This window comes from Nocardia brasiliensis, assembly GCF_042691675.1.
GTDB classification, from domain to species: domain Bacteria; phylum Actinomycetota; class Actinomycetes; order Mycobacteriales; family Mycobacteriaceae; genus Nocardia; species Nocardia brasiliensis_D.
Genome location: NZ_CP170507.1, coordinates 3551449 through 3574828, shown reverse-complemented (window position 1 = coordinate 3574828; position 23380 = coordinate 3551449). Strand labels below are relative to the sequence as shown.

1 protein-coding gene is annotated in these 23380 nt (G+C 66.7%); it reads right to left on the bottom strand.

What is annotated here, in order from left to right; genetic code table 11:
• Nucleotides 1–182 precede the first annotated feature (182 nt).
• A complete protein-coding gene (locus ACFK0J_RS16485) occupies nucleotides 183–23357 on the bottom strand; it encodes an SDR family NAD(P)-dependent oxidoreductase (protein WP_378741131.1) in 23175 nt (7724 codons plus the stop codon).
• Between the last annotated feature and the right edge of the window lie 23 nt (nucleotides 23358–23380).

Here is a 23380-nt window from a genome sequence, read left to right as displayed (position 1 = left end):
GCGATTCCGCGCCGCCGACACCTACCTCCAATCAAGGTCCGGAGCGAGACTGTTATTACCCAGCCACATCCAGCAACCCCTGAGCGACATAATTCACCGCTGCAGCCTTCCTTTCATCGGCCGCCGTAGATCGTCACGGCGGTTTGCCGGCACCCTGGTAGCGCCAGCAAACCCCTGTGACCTCAGAATAGACCCAGCCATTCATCAATGGCCGCAGCCGCTACATTAGAATCATCTGCGATTATCGAAAAGTGGTCCGCAGGGACTGAGGAAACCGCTTGAGATGGCCACCACCGGCTTACCAAAACATCTTCATACCGGCCTGATTGTGGCGACAATTTTCGGAAGCTTGCCCTTGTGCAGCGGACGAGCAGAACTTCAAACGGTGCTGGATTAGGAGAGAAGTTCAATAGCATTTCGAGCCACGCCACTGTCGCTGTCAGTCGTGCATCGTTAAGCGTTCCAAATGTCCCTTCTTTCTCCAACATCGCATTGACAAGAGACTCCACCGGCAGCGCATCTGCCCCGTCGGCGGAAAAGGTGTCCAGTAGCACTACCCCCATCAACCGATTATCAGGGTCACGGGCGATCTCTGCGGCCGTGGCGTATGCAAGGCTTCCACCGGAGGAATAACCCACCAGCACAAAGGAATCCTCTCCCGCCACATCGAGTACTGTACGCACCAATAGATCTATCGCGGCAGTGGATGAACTGGGCAGAGGCTCGTTACCCTTGAAGCCTGGCAACGGCACACTTGTTACTTTCCTCTTTCCCCTAAAGGGTGCCGAAATCCGAAGATGTTGGTGCACCCCTCCCGTGAAGACTGGCGTACTAATAAAAATGAGGTGAGGCGAACTGGAGTCACCATCGCTGAGCCTGATTGGGGCAGGCATTTCCGCCAAATCACAATCGGAGTCGAAGACAGGACGAAGCCGTGCCGCAGAACTTAGAAATTCAAGTCCTTTTTCAATGTTTCCAGCGGCGACCGAGTCTTTAAACAATCCGGACAGAGCTTCTCCGTCACGGTTACCCTCCGGAACGACACGCTTCGCATCTATGATCACCGGGTTTGAATTGGCGTATCCCGCATTGATTATTTCATTTCGGACATGCCTAGCCAATTCAGCGGGCCCTCGATGGTCGAAAACAGACATCGGAGTTAACCGCAGGCCGGTTGCTTTGTTGAGATCATTTCGTATCTCCATTGCAGTCACCGAATTGAACCCGGCGTCAATGAAGGAGGCTCCAAAATCCTCGAAGCTAGCATAGCCAAGAATGGCGGTGGCACGCTCAACTATGAACTCCATGAGGATCTTGTCCTGCGCATCGTTGTCCAGCCCCATAATCTTTCGGGATAGGTAGCCAAACTCCGACGACCTCGGCTCCGTTCCGGTTCCGACTTTGCGGCGGGTGGCCGGGGCCAGTCCCCGCAGCAGCGGTGCCAACAACCCGGCCCGCGCGGACGCGGCCAACGCGGCGGTGTCCAGACAGGTCGCGGTCACCGTGGCACGATGCTGCGCGATCGCGGCATCGAACAACGCCAACCCCTGCTCATCCGACAACATCCGGAACCCACTATGGCCGTTCAGTGCAAAAGTACCCGACCCTGATCTCTGAATCACCCCATCTGTTCCCGAGGCCCAGAAACCCCACGCGATCGACGTCGCCGCCAAACCCCGGGCACGCCGGTACTCGGCCAACCCGTCGAGGAAGGTGTTCGCCGCCGCGTAGTTGCCCTGCCCGGGCCCACCCACGACCCCGGCCACCGAGGAGAACAACACGAACAACGCCAGATCCCGATCACGAGTCAACTCGTGCAGATGCCAAGCCGCATCGGCCTTGGCCGACATCACCACATCCACCCGCTGCGGCGTCAACGCCGCCATCATCCCGTCATCGAGCACACCCGCCGCATGCACCACACCGGTCAACGGGAACTGCGAGGGCACCGATGACAGCAACTGCGCCACCGCAGCACGATCGGACACATCACAGGCTTCCACACGCACCCGCGCGCCGAGCCCGGCCAGCTCCTCGACCAACTGCTCGACCCCCTCAGCAGCAGACCCGCGGCGGCTGGCCAACACCAGCGACCGCACTCCGTACGAGGACACCAGATGCCGGGCCACCAACGCACCCAACCCACCGGTACCACCAGTGACGATCACCGTGCCCTCGGCCAACACCACACCGCGGTCACCATCGGTGATCTCGGCGGGTTGGGAGGTGAGTCGGGTCAGTCGGGGGGTGTGGGTGATCCCGTTGCGGATCGCGAGCTGCGGCTCGCCGAGCGCGCTAGCCGTGGACACGACCTCGGCGACCGCCGGCGAGAACAAATCCTCCCCCGATTCGGTTTCGGCATCGGGCTCGAGGTCGAGGTCGAGGTCGATGAGCACGATGCGGCCGGGGTCTTCGGTCTGCGCCGAGCGCACCAGCCCCCACACCGCCGAGGCGGCCAAATCGGTCACCGCGCTACCGGCCACCGCGACCGCGCCACGGGTCAACACCATCAACACACCCGGACCCGACCAGTGTGGATCGGAGAACTCCTGCACCGCCGCCAGCACCCGATGCACCGCGGTGTGCGCCTGCCACACCGGATCCGCCTCACCAGCAGCGATATCGCGGGCATCGAACACGACCACCGACGCATCGCTTGCACCGTCACTCACGGTGTCGGGTGTGGCGTGTTGGGTCCAGGTGATGTACGGCACCACCGATACCGGCTCGGGAGCGGTGACCGGGTTCCAGTCCAGGCCCAGGAGCCGGTCCCCGGACCGGGTAGTGGCCAGTTGGTCCAATGTGACCGGTCGCACGGCGAGTGATCCGACCGTCAGCACTGGGTGTCCGGCCTCGTCGCCGACCTCGACCGTTACCGCACCGGTGTCGGTGCTGGTGATCCGGGCCCGGACCAGAGCGGCGCCGGTCGCGTGCAGACTGACTTGTTCCCACGCGAACGGCAACCGCGGCCCGGCACCGGTTCCCCCGGTGTCGTTGAGGGCCAACAACGCGTGCAGGACCGCATCCAGCAGCGCCGGATGCAACCCGTAACGGTGCGCCTCCCCCACACTGTCGATGCCGTCGGTCGCGGGCAGGGCAGCCTGCACATACAACTCTGTGCCATCGCGCCAAACTTGTTGCAGGCCTTGGAACATCGGCCCGTACCCGTAACCGGTGTCGGTCAACCCGTCGTAGAGGCCGTCGATCGGCACCGGCTCCGCGCCGACCGGAGGCCACTGCGTCCACGGTGGGACAACTGCTGCCGCGGTGTCGGGAGCTACCACGCCTTGGGCGTGCAACACCCACTCCCCGTCGGTATCGCTGTCGGTGTCGGGTCGGGAGTAGACCGTCACCACCCGCTGGCCGTCGCTGTCGGCACCACCGATGAGGACTTGGATCTGCCGTGCACCGGTCTCGGGCAGGCTCAAAGGAGCCAGCAGGGTCAGTTCCTGCAGCAGCGGGCAGCCGACCTCGTCGCCGGCACGCAACACCAACTCCACAAACCCGGTACCGGGCAGCAACACCACACCACCCACGGCATGATCGGCCAGCCACGGATGCGTACGCAACGACAACCGGCCCGTCACCGTGACACCCCCGGTGTCCGGAGCCGCGACCACGGCCCCGACCAGCGGGTGATCGGCGGCCGCCTGTCCCAGCGACACCGCGTCTCCGGTGCCGGCGCTGGTGTCGAGCCAGTAGCGGCGACGCTGGAACGCATACGTCGGCAACCCGACACGGGCGACACCACGCCCGGTGTACAGCGCGGTCCAATCAATCTCCACACCGGCCACATCCAGGCACGCGACCGCATGCAGGAATCGGTCCAGTCCACCGTCGTCGCGGCGCAGCGACCCGACCACCACGACAGTCTCGGGTGCGCCGGTACCGGTGCCGGTGTGGATGTTGGTGCTGGTGTCCTCGATCGCGACGGTCAGCACCGGATGCGCGCTGACCTCCACGAAACGGGTGTGCCCGTCCGCGAGCAGCGCCTCAGTGGCTTGTTGCAAACACACCGTTTGACGCAGGTTGCGATACCAGTAGTGCGCATCCAAACCGGTGGTATCCACCAATTCCCCGGTCACCGTGGAGTAGAACGGGATCAGCGACGAGCCTGCGCTGACACCCCCGAGAGCCTCCAACAAGGCAGCCTGCAACGACTCGACCTGCATCGAATGCGCGGCGAAGTCGACATCGGGAATCATCCACCGCATCACTGCCTGCGCGGACAGAGTGCGTTCGAGTTCGGCCAGTACGGCGGGTGGACCCGACACCGTGACCGATCGGGGTCCGTTCACTGCGGCAACGCACACCTCCTCGGCGAACGGTGCAATCCAGGACTGCACACGCTCGACGGTATCGAGGATCGACAGCATCGCGCCGTTGCCGGCCAGTTGTTGCTGGATCAGGCGGCTGCGTGAAACCACCACGCGGGCAGCGTCTTCGAGGGTCAACGCACCGGCCACGTAGGCGGCGGCGATCTCGCCTTGGGAATGGCCCATCACCGCGTCGGGGACCACCCCGAACGCGGCCCACAAGCGGGCCAGTCCCACCATCACCGCGAACGACACCGGCTGCACCACATCGACACGATCCAGCGACGGGGCGTCCACGCTGCCACGCAGCACATCGGTCAGTGACCAGTCCACCAACACCGAGAACGCTCGGTCGCATTCGTCGATCGCCTGCGCGAACACCGGAGCAGTGTCGAGCAACTCCCGGCCCATGCCGACCCACTGGGCGCCCTGACCCGGGAACACCAACACCGTCTTACCGGCACCAGCACCGGTGCCGGTCACCGTGTTCGCGGCCGGGGTGTCGGTGCCGATACTGATCAACCCGGCCAGCAACTGCTCACGATCGACACCGACGACCAGCGCACGATGTTCGAACCGCGACCGCTGCAACAGCGACCACCCCACATCGGCGGCCTCTAATCCCGCATCGGCGGCAATGAAATCGGCCAACCGCCGCGCCTGCCCGACCAACGCCTCACGACTACGACCCGACAACCTCCACACCACCACCCCGGCACCAGCGCCGGTAACGGTCGTGCCGGTGGTGTCGATGCCACCGGTCGAATCGGCGGGATCGTCGGTGTCACTGTGGTTTTCGATGACGGGTGCTTGTTCGAGGATGACGTGGGCGTTGGTGCCGCTGATCCCGAAGGAGGACACCGCCGCACGACGCGGCCGGTCCCCGTCGGGCCAGTCGCGGGCTTCGGTGAGCAACTGCACCGCGCCGCTGTCCCAATCCACATGCGACGACGGCGCATCCACGTGCAGGGTTTTCGGGGCCACACCGTGGCGCATGGCCTGGATCATCTTGATGACACCGGCGACACCGGCCGCGGCCTGGGAGTGGCCGATGTTGGATTTGATCGACCCCAGCCACAACGGTTTGTCCTCGGGCCGGTCCTGGCCGTAGGTGGCCAGCAACGCTTGGGCCTCGATCGGGTCACCCAATCGGGTGCCGGTGCCGTGGGCCTCGACCACATCCACCTCGCCCGTGGTCAAACCCGCGTTGGCCAACGCCCGCCGGATCACCCGCTGCTGCGAAGGCCCGTTCGGCGCGGTCAACCCGTTGGAGGCACCATCCTGATTCACCGCACTACCACGCACCACCGCCAGCACCTGATGACCGTGACGGCGGGCATCGGAAAGCCGTTCCACCACCAGCACACCGACACCCTCGGCGAACCCGGTGCCGTCGGCGGCGTCGGCGAAGGATTTGGACCGCCCGTCGGGCGCCAGGCCCTGCTGTCGGGAGAACTCTGTGAACACGCCGGGGGTTGCCATCACCGTGACGCCACCGACGAGTGCCATCGCGCATTCCCCCGCGCGTACGGCTTGTGCGGCTTGGTGCAGGGCGACCAGGCTCGACGAGCAGGCGGTGTCGACCGTCACGGCCGGGCCTTCCAACCCCAGCACATACGACACCCGACCGGACACGATCGCGCCGGAGGCTTCGCTGTAGGGGTAGTCGTGATGCATGACACCGACGAAGACGCCGGTGTCGCTGCCGCGCAACGATTCCGGGGCGATCCCGGCGTGTTCGAGGGCTTCCCACACCGTTTCCAGCAGCAACCGCTGCTGCGGATCCATCGCGACCGCTTCTCGGGGGCTGATCCCGAAGAACCCGGCATCGAATTCCCCAGCGTCGTACACGAACCCGCCGTCACGCACATACGACTTGCCCGCGATCCCGGGTTCGGGATCGAACAGGGCATCGATGTCCCAGCCACGATCGGTCGGGAACCCACCGATCGTGTCACGCCCCTCGGCCACCACACGCCACAAGTCCTCGGGAGAACTCACCCCGCCGGGGTAACGGCAGCCAATCCCCACAACCACCACCGGATCCGACACATCCGCCGACACCAGCGGTGTCACCATCGCCGGCACGGCAGCCGATCCGTGCAGTTCGTGCAGGATGTGGCCGGTGATCGCGTCGGGGGTCGGGTAGTCGAACACCAGCGTCGCCGGCAGCCGCAGCCCGGTCACGGTGTTGAGCCGGTTACGGGCCTCGACCGCGGTCAGCGAGTCGATACCCAGATCACGGAAGTTGCGAGTGGCCTCCACCGCCTCGGCACCAGCATGACCGAGGACCACCGCGATCTGCGAGCGGACCATATCCAGCACCAGCCGCCGCTGCTCGGGCTCGGCCAACCCGGCCAACCGAGCCAGCAGCGCCGATCCGGTCCCCGGTGTGGTGGTGGTATCGACACTGCGGCGCGCGGCCGGGGCCAGTCCCCGCAGCAGCGGTGCCAACAACCCGGCCCGCGCGGACGCGGCCAACGCGGCGGTGTCCAGACGGGTCGCGGTCACCGTGGCACGATGCTGCGCGATCGCGGCATCGAACAACGCCAACCCCTGCTCATCCGAGACCGCCCGGAACCCACCACGACTGTTACGAGCGACATCACCACGCTCGAGATGCCCGGTCATCCCGGTCCCCGAAGCCCACATACCCCACGCGATCGACGTCGCCGCCAAACCCCGGGCACGCCGGTACTCGGCCAACCCGTCGAGGAAGGTGTTCGCCGCCGCGTAGTTGCCCTGCCCGGGCCCACCCACGACCCCGGCCACCGAGGAGAACAACACGAACAACGCCAGATCCCGATCACGAGTCAACTCGTGCAGATGCCAAGCCGCATCGGCCTTGGCCGACATCACCACATCCACCCGCTGCGGCGTCAACGCCGCCATCATCCCGTCATCGAGCACACCCGCCGCATGCACCACACCGGTCAACGGGAACTGCGAGGGCACCGATGACAGCAACTGCGCCACCGCAGCACGATCGGACACATCACAGGCTTCCACACGCACCCGCGCGCCGAGCCCGGCCAGCTCCTCGACCAACTGCTCGACCCCCTCAGCAGCAGACCCGCGGCGGCTGGCCAACACCAGCGACCGCACTCCGTACGAGGACACCAGATGCCGGGCCACCAACGCACCCAACCCACCGGTACCACCAGTGACGATCACCGTGCCCTCGGCCAACACCACACCGCGGTCACCATCGGTGATCTCGGCGGGTTGGGAGGTGAGTCGGGTCAGTCGGGGGGTGTGGGTGATCCCGTTGCGGATCGCGAGCTGCGGCTCGCCGAGCGCGCTAGCCGTGGACACGACCTCGGCGACCGCCGGCGAGAACAAATCCTCCCCCGATTCGGTTTCGGCATCGGGCTCGAGGTCGAGGTCGAGGTCGATGAGCACGATGCGGCCGGGGTCTTCGGTCTGCGCCGAGCGCACCAGCCCCCACACCGCCGAGGCGGCCAAATCGGTCACCGCGCTACCGGCCACCGCGACCGCGCCACGGGTCAACACCATCAACACACCCGGACCCGACCAGTGTGGATCGGAGAACTCCTGCACCGCCGCCAGCACCCGATGCACCGCGGTGTGCGCCTGCCACACCGGATCCGCCTCACCAGCAGCGATATCGCGGGCATCGAACACGACCACCGACGCATCGCTTGCACCGTCACTCACGGTGTCGGGTGTGGCGTGTTGGGTCCAGGTGATGTACGGCACCACCGATACCGGCTCGGGAGCGGTGACCGGGTTCCAGTCCACAGCCAACAACCGGTCCCCGGAGGTGATGGTGAGCTGATCGAACGCGACCGGCCGCAATACCAGCGAGCCGACCGTCAGCACCGGCTGCCCGGTCTCGTCGGCCACCACGATCGACACCGCACCGGTGTCGGTGCTGGTGATCCGGGCCCGGACCAGAGCGGCGCCGGTCGCGTGCAGACCGACTTGTTCCCACGCGAACGGCAACCGCGGCCCCTGCCCACCACCGGTGTCCCCGGTGTCGTGAGTGTCATCGAGGCCCAACGCGTGCAGGACCGCATCCAGCAGCGCCGGATGCAACCCGTAACGGTGCGCCTCCCCCACACTGTCGATGCCGTCGGTCGCGGGCAGGGCAGCCTGCACATACAACTCTGTGCCATCGCGCCAAACTTGTTGCAGGCCTTGGAACATCGGCCCGTACCCGTAACCGGTGTCGGTCAACCCGTCGTAGAGGCCGTCGATCGGCACCGGCTCCGCGCCGACCGGAGGCCACTGCGTCCACGGTGGGACAACTGCTGCCGCGGTGTCGGGAGCTACCACGCCTTGGGCGTGCAACACCCACTCCCCGTCGGTATCGCTGTCGGTGTCGGGTCGGGAGTAGACCGTCACCACCCGCTGGCCGTCGCTGTCGGCACCACCGATGAGGACTTGGATCTGCCGTGCACCGGTCTCGGGCAGGCTCAAAGGAGCCAGCAGGGTCAGTTCCTGCAGCAGCGGGCAGCCGACCTCGTCGCCGGCACGCAACACCAACTCCACAAACCCGGTACCGGGCAGCAACACCACACCACCCACGGCATGATCGGCCAGCCACGGATGCGTACGCAACGACAACCGGCCCGTCACCGTGACACCCCCGGTGTCCGGAGCCGCGACCACGGCCCCGACCAGCGGGTGATCGGCGGCCGCCTGTCCCAGCGACACCGCGTCTCCGGTGCCGGCGCTGGTGTCGAGCCAGTAGCGGCGACGCTGGAACGCATACGTCGGCAACCCGACACGGGCGACACCACGCCCGGTGTACAGCGCGGTCCAATCAATCTCCACACCGGCCACATCCAGGCACGCGACCGCATGCAGGAATCGGTCCAGTCCACCGTCGTCGCGGCGCAGCGACCCGACCACCACGACAGTCTCGGGTGCGCCGGTACCGGTGCCGGTGTGGATGTTGGTGCTGGTGTCCTCGATCGCGACGGTCAGCACCGGATGCGCGCTGACCTCCACGAAACGGGTGTGCCCGTCCGCGAGCAGCGCCTCAGTGGCTTGTTGCAAACACACCGTTTGACGCAGGTTGCGATACCAGTAGTGCGCATCCAAACCGGTGGTATCCACCAATTCCCCGGTCACCGTGGAGTAGAACGGGATCAGCGACGAGCCTGCGCTGACACCCCCGAGAGCCTCCAACAAGGCAGCCTGCAACGACTCGACCTGCGCGGAGTGGGAGGCATAATCCACTGCAATACGGCGGGCATGGATTCCGTCGATCTCGCATGCGTTGACCAGATGTTCGATAGCTCCGGGTTCACCGGAGACTACAACCGAGTTCGGTCCGTTCACCGCGGCGATGCTCACTCGGTCGTTCAGTCGTGATGTCACCGCGTCCGCGGGCATCGACACCGAGGCCATCGCGCCGTTGCCGGCCAGTTGTTGCTGGATCAGGCGGCTGCGTGAAACCACCACGCGGGCAGCGTCTTCGAGGGTCAACGCACCGGCCACGTAGGCGGCGGCGATCTCGCCTTGGGAATGGCCCATCACCGCGTCGGGGACCACCCCGAACGCGGCCCACAAGCGGGCCAGTCCCACCATCACCGCGAACGACACCGGCTGCACCACATCGACACGATCCAGCGACGGGGCGTCCACGCTGCCACGCAGCACATCGGTCAGTGACCAGTCCACCAACACCGAGAACGCTCGGTCGCATTCGTCGATCGCCTGCGCGAACACCGGAGCAGTGTCGAGCAACTCCCGGCCCATGCCGACCCACTGGGCGCCCTGACCCGGGAACACCAACACCGTCTTACCGGCACCAGCACCGGTGCCGGTCACCGTGTTCGCGGCCGGGGTGTCGGTGCCGATACTGATCAACCCGGCCAGCAACTGCTCACGATCGACACCGACGACCAGCGCACGATGTTCGAACCGCGACCGCTGCAACAGCGACCACCCCACATCGGCGGCCTCTAATCCCGCATCGGCGGCAATGAAATCGGCCAACCGCCGCGCCTGCCCGACCAACGCCTCACGACTACGACCCGACAACCTCCACACCACCACACCGGTCGTGTCGGAAACGGTTGCCTCGGAATCAATCACCTCGGCAACCGCGGGTGCTTGTTCGAGGATGACGTGGGCGTTGGTGCCGCTGACACCGAAGGAGGACACCGCCGCACGACGCGGCCGGTCCCCGTCGGGCCAGTCGCGGGCTTCGGTGAGCAACTGCACCGCGCCGCTGTCCCAATCCACATGCGACGACGGCGCATCCACGTGCAGGGTTTTCGGGGCCACACCGTGGCGCATGGCCTGGATCATCTTGATGACACCGGCGACACCGGCCGCGGCCTGGGAGTGGCCGATGTTGGATTTGATCGACCCCAGCCACAACGGTTTGTCCTCGGGCCGGTCCTGGCCGTAGGTGGCCAGCAACGCTTGGGCCTCGATCGGGTCACCCAATCGGGTGCCGGTGCCGTGGGCCTCGACCACATCCACCTCGCCCGTGGTCAAACCCGCGTTGGCCAACGCCCGCCGGATCACCCGCTGCTGCGAAGGCCCGTTCGGCGCGGTCAACCCGTTGGAGGCACCATCCTGATTCACCGCACTACCACGCACCACCGCCAGCACCTGATGACCGTGACGGCGGGCATCGGAAAGCCGTTCCACCACCAGCACACCGACACCCTCGGACCATCCGGTGCCGTCGGCGGCGTCGGCGAAGGGTTTGGACCGCCCGTCGGGCGCCAGGCCGCGTTGGCGGGAAAACTCTGCGAACACGCCGGGGCTCGCCATCACCGTGACGCCACCGACGAGTGCCATCGCGCATTCCCCCGCGCGTACGGCTTGTGCGGCTTGGTGCAGGGCGACCAGGCTCGACGAGCAGGCGGTGTCGATCGATACCGCCGGGCCTTCCAACCCCAGCACATACGACACCCGACCGGACACGACACTGGCCGTACCACCGGTCAACCGGAATCCCTCGGCACTGATGTCGCTGTCGGCGCCGACGCTGTAGTAGGCGTCGGTGACGCCGACGAAGACGCCGGTGTCGCTGCCGCGCAACGATTCCGGGGCGATCCCGGCGTGTTCGAGGGCTTCCCACACCGTTTCCAGCAGCAACCGCTGCTGCGGATCCATCGCGACCGCTTCGCGGGGGCTGATCCCGAAGAACCCGGCATCGAATTCCCCAGCGTCGTACACGAACCCGCCGTCACGCACATACGACTTGCCCGCGATCCCGGGTTCGGGATCGAACAGGGCATCGATGTCCCAGCCACGATCGGTCGGGAACCCACCGATCGTGTCACGCCCCTCGGCCACCACACGCCACAAGTCCTCGGGAGAACTCACCCCGCCGGGGTAACGGCAGCCAATCCCCACAACCACCACCGGATCCGACACATCCGCCGACACCAGCGGTGTCACCATCGCCGGCACGGCAGCCGATCCGTGCAGTTCGTGCAGGATGTGGCCGGTGATCGCGTCGGGGGTCGGGTAGTCGAACACCAGCGTCGCCGGCAGCCGCAGCCCGGTCACGGTGTTGAGCCGGTTACGGGCCTCGACCGCGGTCAGCGAGTCGATACCCAGATCACGGAAGTTGCGAGTGGCCTCCACCGCCTCGGCACCAGCATGACCGAGGACCACCGCGATCTGCGAGCGGACCATATCCAGCACCAGCCGCCGCTGCTCGGGCTCGGCCAACCCGGCCAACCGAGCCAGCAGCGCCGATCCGGTCCCCGGTGTGGTGGTGGTATCGACACTGCGGCGCGCGGCCGGGGCCAGTCCCCGCAGCAGCGGTGCCAACAACCCGGCCCGCGCGGACGCGGCCAACGCGGCGGTGTCCAGACGGGTCGCGGTCACCGTGGCACGATGCTGCGCGATCGCGGCATCGAACAACGCCAACCCCTGCTCATCCGAGACCGCCCGGAACCCACCACGACTGTTACGAGCGACATCACCACGCTCGAGATGCCCGGTCATCCCGGTCCCCGAAGCCCACATACCCCACGCGATCGACGTCGCCGCCAAACCCCGGGCACGCCGGTACTCGGCCAACCCGTCGAGGAAGGTGTTCGCCGCCGCGTAGTTGCCCTGCCCGGGCCCACCCACGACCCCGGCCACCGAGGAGAACAACACGAACAACGCCAGATCCCGATCACGAGTCAACTCGTGCAGATGCCAAGCCGCATCGGCCTTGGCCGACATCACCACATCCACCCGCTGCGGCGTCAACGCCGCCATCATCCCGTCATCGAGCACACCCGCCGCATGCACCACACCGGTCAACGGGAACTGCGAGGGCACCGATGACAGCAACTGCGCCACCGCAGCACGATCGGACACATCACAGGCTTCCACACGCACCCGCGCGCCGAGCCCGGCCAGCTCCTCGACCAACTGCTCGACCCCCTCAGCAGCAGACCCGCGGCGGCTGGCCAACACCAGCGACCGCACTCCGTACGAGGACACCAGATGCCGGGCCACCAACGCACCCAACCCACCGGTACCACCAGTGACGATCACCGTGCCCTCGGCCAACACATCCTTGGCTGCAGGTGTGGTGAGGACGATCTTGCCGATATGACGTGCCTGGCTGAAGTACCGCAGCGCCTCTCGCGCCTGTTCGACCGGCCAGGTACGCAACGGCAGGCGTTGGAGGACACCGCGATCGAACAAGGCAGTGAGCTCGGCGAGCATCTGCTGGATCCGGTCGGGTCCGGCCTCGGCGTTGTCGAATGCCCGGTATTTCACTCCCGGGTAGTCGGCCGCGATCTGGTCGCTGTCACGGATGTCGGCCTTGCCCATCTCGATGAAGCGGCCACCGCGAGGCAGCAGCCGCAGCGAGGCATCGACGAACTGTCCGGTCAGCGAATCCAACACCACGTCCATACCGCGGCCACCGGTGGCCGCCAGGAACTGTTCCTCGAACTGCAGCGTGCGCGAGTTCGCGATGTGTTGCTCGTCGAAACCCATGCCGCGCAAGACATCCCATTTGCCGCTGCTCGCGGTGGCATAGACCTCCAGCCCCCAATGACGCGCCAGCTGCACCGCAGCCATTCCCACGCCACCGGCTGCTGCGTGCACCAACAGCGTTTCGCCCGGCTGCACCTCAGCCAAATCCCGCAGCCCGTAATAGGCGGTCAGGAACACCACCGGCACCGCCGCGGCCTCGGCGAACGTCCATCCCGCCGGGATCTGTACCACCAGACGGTGATCGGTGACCGCGACCGCACCGATCCCACCATCGACCATGCCCATCACCCGATCGCCCGGGACCACGCCCACGACCTCGGGACCCACCTCGAGCACAACCCCGGCCACTTCCGAACCCATCTGACCGTTCGGGTCGGGATACATGCCCAAGCAGATCAAGACGTCGCGGAAGTTCACCCCGCCCGCTCGTACCGCGATGCGCACCTGCCCCGCCAGCAACGGTTCACTACCACGGGAATCGACGACCACACCGACACCATCGGGTGTGCCCTTTTCCACCGCCGCCAACCGCCACAAACCCTGCGCAGGTATCGCCAACACACCCCGATCGATCTCCCGGGTCAGCCTGGGGGTGTGGGTGATCCCGTTGCGGATCGCGAGCTGCGGCTCGCCGAGCGCGCTAGCCGTGGACACGACCTCGGCGACCGCCGGCGAGAACAAATCCTCCCCCGATTCGGTTTCGGCATCGGGCTCGAGGTCGAGGTCGATGAGCACGATGCGGCCGGGGTCTTCGGTCTGCGCCGAGCGCACCAGCCCCCACACCGCCGAGGCGGCCAAATCGGTCACCGCGCTACCGGCCACCGCGACCGCGCCACGGGTCAACACCATCAACACACCCGGACCCGACCAGTGTGGATCGGAGAACTCCTGCACCGCCGCCAGCACCCGATGCACCGCGGTGTGCGCCTGCCACACCGGATCCGCCTCACCAGCAGCGATATCGCGGGCATCGAACACGACCACCGACGCATCGCTTGCACCGTCACTCACGGTGTCGGGTGTGGCGTGTTGGGTCCAGGTGATGTACGGCACCACCGATACCGGCTCGGGAGCGGTGACCGGGTTCCAGTCCAGGCCCAGGAGCCGGTCCCCGGACCGGGTAGTGGCCAGTTGGTCCAATGTGACCGGTCGCACGGCGAGTGATCCGACCGTCAGCACTGGGTGTCCGGCCTCGTCGCCGACCTCGACCGTTACCGCACCGGTGTCGGTGCTGGTGATCCGGGCCCGGACCAGAGCGGCGCCGGTCGCGTGCAGACTGACTTGTTCCCACGCGAACGGCAACCGCGGCCCGGCACCGGTTCCCCCGGTGTCGTTGAGGGCCAACAACGCGTGCAGGACCGCATCCAGCAGCGCCGGATGCAACCCGTAACGGTGCGCCTCCCCCACACTGTCGATGCCGTCGGTCGCGGGCAGGGCAGCCTGCACATACAACTCTGTGCCATCGCGCCAAACTTGTTGCAGGCCTTGGAACATCGGCCCGTACCCGTAACCGGTGTCGGTCAACCCGTCGTAGAGGCCGTCGATCGGCACCGGCTCCGCGCCGACCGGAGGCCACTGCGTCCACGGTGGGACAACTGCTGCCGCGGTGTCGGGAGCTACCACGCCTTGGGCGTGCAACACCCACTCCCCGTCGGTATCGCTGTCGGTGTCGGGTCGGGAGTAGACCGTCACCACCCGCTGGCCGTCGCTGTCGGCACCACCGATGAGGACTTGGATCTGCCGTGCACCGGTCTCGGGCAGGCTCAAAGGAGCCAGCAGGGTCAGTTCCTGCAGCAGCGGGCAGCCGACCTCGTCGCCGGCACGCAACACCAACTCCACAAACCCGGTACCGGGCAGCAACACCACACCACCCACGGCATGATCGGCCAGCCACGGATGCGTACGCAACGACAACCGGCCCGTCACCGTGACACCCCCGGTGTCCGGAGCCGCGACCACGGCCCCGACCAGCGGGTGATCGGCGGCCGCCTGTCCCAGCGACACCGCGTCTCCGGTGCCGGCGCTGGTGTCGAGCCAGTAGCGGCGACGCTGGAACGCATACGTCGGCAACCCGACACGGGCGACACCACGCCCGGTGTACAGCGCGGTCCAATCAATCTCCACACCGGCCACATCCAGGTGCGCGACCGCGGTCAGCATCGTGTCGGTTTGTGAACGGTCTCGGCGCAGTGCCGCGGTGACCACGACACCGGTGTCGGTGTGGGGTTGCAGGTTTTGATCGATCAACGCGGTGAGCCCGCCGTCGGGACCCGCGACGAGGAACCGGGTCGCACCGGCCTCATGGAGGGTGTGGATCGTTTCGGCGAAACGAACCGTGCCACGGACATGACGCACCCAATAGTGCGGGTCGGCCAGTTCGGGTCCGGCCAGTTGCCCGTCGAGGTTGGACACGATCGGGATGGCCGGTTCGGCGAAGGACAATCCGGCGACCACCTCGGCGAACTCGGCCAGCATCGGCTCCATCAACACCGAATGGAACGCATGCGACACCGGCAACCGGGTGACCCGCCGACCCAGACCGGCCAGATGAGTGGTGACCGTTTCGACCGCGTCGGCCTCACCGGAGATCACCAGCGAATCGACCGCGTTGACCGCGGCGATATCGACTGCACCGGTACCAAATTCGGTGAACAGTTCGGCGATCTCGGTTTCGGAGGCCTGCACCGCGGCCATCGCCCCGCCCTCGGGCAACGCCTGCATCAACTGGCCCCGCGCCGCGACCAGCACCGCGGCATCCTCGAGACTCAACACTCCCGCGACATGCGCGGCGGTGATCTCACCGATGGAATGACCGGCCAGCATGTCCGGACGCACACCCCAGGCCCGCAGCAACGCGAACACACCCACACCGACGGCGAACAATGCGGCCTGCGCGAACACGGTGGCGTTCAACGGTTCTGCGTGTTCACCCCACACCACCTCACGCAGTGAACAACCCAACCGCGGATCCAACTCGGCCACCACCGCGTCGAACGCCGCAGCGAACACCGGGAACCGCTCATACAACTCCCGGCCCATGCCGACCCACTGGGCGCCCTGACCCGGGAACACCAACACCGTCTTACCGGCACCAGCACCGGTGCCGGTCACCGTGTTCGCGGCCGGGGTGTCGGTGCCGATACTGATCAACCCGGCCAGCAACTGCTCACGATCGACACCGACGACCAGCGCACGATGTTCGAACCGCGACCGCTGCAACAGCGACCACCCCACATCGGCGGCCTCTAATCCCGCATCGGCGGCAATGAAATCGGCCAACCGCCGCGCCTGCCCGACCAACGCCTCACGACTACGACCCGACAACCTCCACACCACCACCCCGGCACCAGCGCCGGTAACGGTCGTGCCGGTGGTGTCGATGCCACCGGTCGAATCGGCGGGATCGTCGGTGTCACTGTGGTTTTCGATGACGGGTGCTTGTTCGAGGATGACGTGGGCGTTGGTGCCGCTGACACCGAAGGAGGACACCGCCGCACGACGCGGCCGGTCCCCGTCGGGCCAGTCGCGGGCTTCGGTGAGCAACTGCACCGCGCCGCTGTCCCAATCCACATGCGACGACGGCGCATCCACGTGCAGGGTTTTCGGGGCCACACCGTGGCGCATGGCCTGGATCATCTTGATGACACCGGCGACACCGGCCGCGGCCTGGGAGTGGCCGATGTTGGATTTGATCGACCCCAGCCACAACGGTTTGTCCTCGGGCCGGTCCTGGCCGTAGGTGGCCAGCAACGCTTGGGCCTCGATCGGGTCACCCAATCGGGTGCCGGTGCCGTGGGCCTCGACCACATCCACCTCGCCCGTGGTCAAACCCGCGTTGGCCAACGCCCGCCGGATCACCCGCTGCTGCGAAGGCCCGTTCGGCGCGGTCAACCCGTTGGAGGCACCATCCTGATTCACCGCACTACCACGCACCACCGCCAGCACCTGATGACCGTGACGGCGGGCATCGGAAAGCCGTTCCACCACCAGCACACCGACACCCTCGGACCATCCGGTGCCGTCGGCGGCGTCGGCGAAGGATTTGGACCGCCCGTCGGGCGCCAGGCCGCGTTGGCGGGAAAACTCCACGAACAACCCCGGAGTCGCCAATACCGTGACACCACCGACGAGTGCCATCGCGCATTCCCCCGCGCGTACGGCTTGTGCGGCTTGGTGCAGGGCGACCAGGCTCGACGAGCAGGCGGTGTCGATCGATACCGCCGGGCCTTCCAACCCCAGCACATACGACACCCGACCGGACACGACACTGGCCGCACCACCGGTCAACCGGAATCCCTCGGCACTGATGTCGCTGTCGGCGCCGACCCCGTAGTAGGCGTCACCGACGCCGACGAAGACGCCGGTGTCGCTGCCGCGCAACGATTCCGGGGCGATCCCGGCGTGTTCGAGGGCTTCCCACACCGTTTCCAGCAGCAACCGCTGCTGCGGATCCATCGCGACCGCTTCGCGGGGGCTGATCCCGAAGAACCCGGCATCGAATTCCCCAGCGTCGTACACGAACCCGCCGTCACGCACATACGACTTGCCCGCGATCCCGGGTTCGGGATCGAACAGGGCATCGATGTCCCAGCCACGATCGGTCGGGAACCCACCGATCGTGTCACGCCCCTCGGCCACCACACGCCACAAGTCCTCGGGAGAACTCACCCCGCCGGGGTAACGGCAGCCAATCCCCACAACCACCACCGGATCCGACACATCCGCCGACACCAGCGGTGTCACCATCGCCGGCACGGCAGCCGATCCGTGCAGTTCGTGCAGGATGTGGCCGGTGATCGCGTCGGGGGTCGGGTAGTCGAACACCAGCGTCGCCGGCAGCCGCAGCCCGGTCACGGTGTTGAGCCGGTTACGGGCCTCGACCGCGGTCAGCGAGTCGATACCCAGATCACGGAAGTTGCGAGTGGCCTCCACCGCCTCGGCACCAGCATGACCGAGGACCACCGCGATCTGCGAGCGGACCATATCCAGCACCAGCCGCCGCTGCTCGGGCTCGGCCAACCCGGCCAACCGAGCCAGCAGCGCCGATCCGGTCCCCGGTGTGGTGGTGGTATCGACACTGCGGCGCGCGGCCGGGGCCAGTCCCCGCAGCAGCGGTGCCAACAACCCGGCCCGCGCGGACGCGGCCAACGCGGCGGTGTCCAGACGGGTCGCGGTCACCGTGGCACGATGCTGCGCGATCGCGGCATCGAACAACGCCAACCCCTGCTCATCCGAGACCGCCCGGAACCCACCACGACTGTTACGAGCGACATCACCACGCTCGAGATGCCCGGTCATCCCGGTCCCCGAAGCCCACAAACCCCACGCGATCGACGTCGCCGCCAAACCCCGGGCACGCCGGTACTCGGCCAACCCGTCGAGGAAGGTGTTCGCCGCCGCGTAGTTGCCCTGCCCGGGCCCACCCACGACCCCGGCCACCGAGGAGAACAACACGAACAACGCCAGATCCCGATCACGAGTCAACTCGTGCAGATGCCAAGCCGCATCGGCCTTGGCCGACATCACCACATCCACCCGCTGCGGCGTCAACGCCGCCATCATCCCGTCATCGAGCACACCCGCCGCATGCACCACACCGGTCAACGGGAACTGCGAGGGCACCGATGACAGCAACTGCGCCACCGCAGCACGATCGGACACATCACAGGCTTCCACACGCACCCGCGCGCCGAGCCCGGCCAGCTCCTCGACCAACTGCTCGACCCCCTCAGCAGCAGACCCGCGGCGGCTGGCCAACACCAGCGACCGCACTCCGTACGAGGACACCAGATGCCGGGCCACCAACGCACCCAACCCACCGGTACCACCAGTGACGATCACCGTGCCCTCGGCCAACACCACACCGCGGTCACCATCGGTGATCTCGGCGGGTTGGGAGGTGAGTCGGGTCAGTCGGGGGGTGTGGGTGATCCCGTTGCGGATCGCGAGCTGCGGCTCGCCGAGCGCGCTAGCCGTGGACACGACCTCGGCGACCGCCGGCGAGAACAAATCCTCCCCCGATTCGGTTTCGGCATCGGGCTCGAGGTCGAGGTCGAGGTCGATGAGCACGATGCGGCCGGGGTCTTCGGTCTGCGCCGAGCGCACCAGCCCCCACACCGCCGAGGCGGCCAAATCGGTCACCGCGCTACCGGCCACCGCGACCGCGCCACGGGTCAACACCATCAACACACCCGGACCCGACCAGTGTGGATCGGAGAACTCCTGCACCGCCGCCAGCACCCGATGCACCGCGGTGTGCGCCTGCCACACCGGATCCGCCTCACCAGCAGCGATATCGCGGGCATCGAACACGACCACCGACGCATCGCTTGCACCGTCACTCACGGTGTCGGGTGTGGCGTGTTGGGTCCAGGTGATGTACGGCACCACCGATACCGGCTCGGGAGCGGTGACCGGGTTCCAGTCCACAGCCAACAACCGGTCCCCGGAGGTGATGGTGAGCTGATCGAACGCGACCGGCCGCAATACCAGCGAGCCGACCGTCAGCACCGGCTGCCCGGTCTCGTCGGCCACCACGATCGACACCGCACCGGTGTCGGTGCTGGTGATCCGGGCCCGGACCAGAGCGGCGCCGGTCGCGTGCAGACCGACTTGTTCCCACGCGAACGGCAACCGCGGCCCCTGCCCACCACCGGTGTCCCCGGTGTCGTGAGTGTCATCGAGGCCCAACGCGTGCAGGACCGCATCCAGCAGCGCCGGATGCAACCCGTAACGGTGCGCCTCCCCCACACTGTCGATGCCGTCGGTCGCGGGCAGGGCAGCCTGCACATACAACTCTGTGCCATCGCGCCAAACTTGTTGCAGGCCTTGGAACATCGGCCCGTACCCGTAACCGGTGTCGGTCAACCCGTCGTAGAGGCCGTCGATCGGCACCGGCTCCGCGCCGACCGGAGGCCACTGCGTCCACGGTGGGACAACTGCTGCCGCGGTGTCGGGAGCTACCACGCCTTGGGCGTGCAACACCCACTCCCCGTCGGTATCGCTGTCGGTGTCGGGTCGGGAGTAGACCGTCACCACCCGCTGGCCGTCGCTGTCGGCACCACCGATGAGGACTTGGATCTGCCGTGCACCGGTCTCGGGCAGGCTCAAAGGAGCCAGCAGGGTCAGTTCCTGCAGCAGCGGGCAGCCGACCTCGTCGCCGGCACGCAACACCAACTCCACAAACCCGGTACCGGGCAGCAACACCACACCACCCACGGTGTAATCGGCCAGCCACGGATGCGTACGCAACGACAACCGGCCCGTCACCGTGACACCCCCGGTGTCCGGAGCCGCGACCACGGCCCCGACCAGCGGGTGATCGGCGGCCGCCTGTCCCAGCGACACCGCGTCTCCGGTGCCGGCGCTGGTGTCGAGCCAGTAGCGGCGACGCTGGAACGCATACGTCGGCAACCCGACACGGGCGACACCACGCCCGGTGTACAGCGCGGTCCAATCAATCTCCACACCGGCCACATCCAGGCACGCGACCGCATGCAGGAATCGGTCCAGTCCACCGTCGTCGCGGCGCAGCGACCCGACCACCACGACAGTCTCGGGTGCGCCGGTACCGGTGCCGGTGTGGATGTTGGTGCTGGTGTCCTCGATCGCGACGGTCAGCACCGGATGCGCGCTGACCTCCACGAAACGGGTGTGCCCGTCCGCGAGCAGCGCCTCAGTGGCTTGTTGCAAACACACCGTTTGACGCAGGTTGCGATACCAGTAGTGCGCATCCAAACCGGTGGTATCCACCAATTCCCCGGTCACCGTGGAGTAGAACGGGATCAGCGACGAGCCTGCGCTGACACCCCCGAGAGCCTCCAACAAGGCAGCCTGCAACGACTCGACCTGCATCGAATGCGCGGCGAAGTCGACATCGGGAATCATCCACCGCATCACTGCCTGCGCGGACAGAGTGCGTTCGAGTTCGGCCAGTACGGCGGGTGGACCCGACACCGTGACCGATCGGGGTCCGTTCACTGCGGCAACGCACACCTCCTCGGCGAACGGTGCAATCCAGGACTGCACACGCTCGACGGTATCGAGGATCGACAGCATCGCGCCGTTGCCGGCCAGTTGTTGCTGGATCAGGCGGCTGCGTGAAACCACCACGCGGGCAGCGTCTTCGAGGGTCAACGCACCGGCCACGTAGGCGGCGGCGATCTCGCCTTGGGAATGGCCCATCACCGCGTCGGGGACCACCCCGAACGCGGCCCACAAGCGGGCCAGTCCCACCATCACCGCGAACGACACCGGCTGCACCACATCGACACGATCCAGCGACGGGGCGTCCACGCTGCCACGCAGCACATCGGTCAGTGACCAGTCCACCAACACCGAGAACGCTCGGTCGCATTCGTCGATCGCCTGCGCGAACACCGGAGCAGTGTCGAGCAACTCCCGGCCCATGCCGACCCACTGGGCGCCCTGACCCGGGAACACCAACACCGTCTTACCGGCACCAGCACCGGTGCCGGTCACCGTGTTCGCGGCCGGGGTGTCGGTGCCGATACTGATCAACCCGGCCAGCAACTGCTCACGATCGACACCGACGACCAGCGCACGATGTTCGAACCGCGACCGCTGCAACAGCGACCACCCCACATCGGCGGCCTCTAATCCCGCATCGGCGGCAATGAAATCGGCCAACCGCCGCGCCTGCCCGACCAACGCCTCACGACTACGACCCGACAACCTCCACACCACCACACCGGTCGTGTCGGAAACGGTTGCCTCGGAATCAATCACCTCGGCAACCGCGGGTGCTTGTTCGAGGATGACGTGGGCGTTGGTGCCGCTGATCCCGAAGGAGGACACCGCCGCACGACGCGGCCGGTCCCCGTCGGGCCAGTCGCGGGCTTCGGTGAGCAACTGCACCGCGCCGCTGTCCCAATCCACATGCGACGACGGCGCATCCACGTGCAGGGTTTTCGGGGCCACACCGTGGCGCATGGCCTGGATCATCTTGATGACACCGGCGACACCGGCCGCGGCCTGGGAGTGGCCGATGTTGGATTTGATCGACCCCAGCCACAACGGTTTGTCCTCGGGCCGGTCCTGGCCGTAGGTGGCCAGCAACGCTTGGGCCTCGATCGGGTCACCCAATCGGGTGCCGGTGCCGTGGGCCTCGACCACATCCACCTCGCCCGTGGTCAAACCCGCGTTGGCCAACGCCCGCCGGATCACCCGCTGCTGCGAAGGCCCGTTCGGCGCGGTCAACCCGTTGGAGGCACCATCCTGATTCACCGCACTACCACGCACCACCGCCAGCACCTGATGACCGTGACGGCGGGCATCGGAAAGCCGTTCCACCACCAGCACACCGACACCCTCGGACCATCCGGTGCCGTCGGCGGCGTCGGCGAAGGATTTGGACCGCCCGTCGGGCGCCAGGCCGCGTTGGCGGGAAAACTCCACGAACAACCCCGGAGTCGCCAATACCGTGACACCACCGACGAGTGCCATCGCGCATTCCCCCGCGCGTACGGCTTGTGCGGCTTGGTGCAGGGCGACCAGGCTCGACGAGCAGGCGGTGTCGACCGTCACGGCCGGGCCTTCCAACCCCAGCACATACGACACCCGACCGGACACGATCGCGCCGGAGGCTTCGCTGTAGGGGTAGTCGTGATGCATGACACCGACGAAGACGCCGGTGTCGCTGCCGCGCAACGATTCCGGGGCGATCCCGGCGTGTTCGAGGGCTTCCCACACCGTTTCCAGCAGCAACCGCTGCTGCGGATCCATCGCGACCGCTTCGCGGGGGCTGATCCCGAAGAACCCGGCATCGAATTCCCCAGCGTCGTACACGAACCCGCCGTCACGCACATACGACTTGCCCGCGATCCCGGGTTCGGGATCGAACAGGGCATCGATGTCCCAGCCACGATCGGTCGGGAACCCACCGATCGTGTCACGCCCCTCGGCCACCACACGCCACAAGTCCTCGGGAGAACTCACCCCGCCGGGGTAACGGCAGCCAATCCCCACAATCGCAATCGGTTCCGACTGCTGGTACTCAAGTTCAGACAATCGCCTACGAGTCAAACGCAGATTATTCATCGCACGCTTGAGATAATCAACATGCTTTTCATTGTCAGCCATTTGACTCCCCTTCAAATCCTCGC

What these genes read in the sequence shown, in the direction of transcription:
- ACFK0J_RS16485 (WP_378741131.1), bottom strand. Translation starts at nt 23,357, where the DNA reads ATGGCTGACAATGAAAAGCATGTTGATTATCTCAAGCGTGCGATGAAT.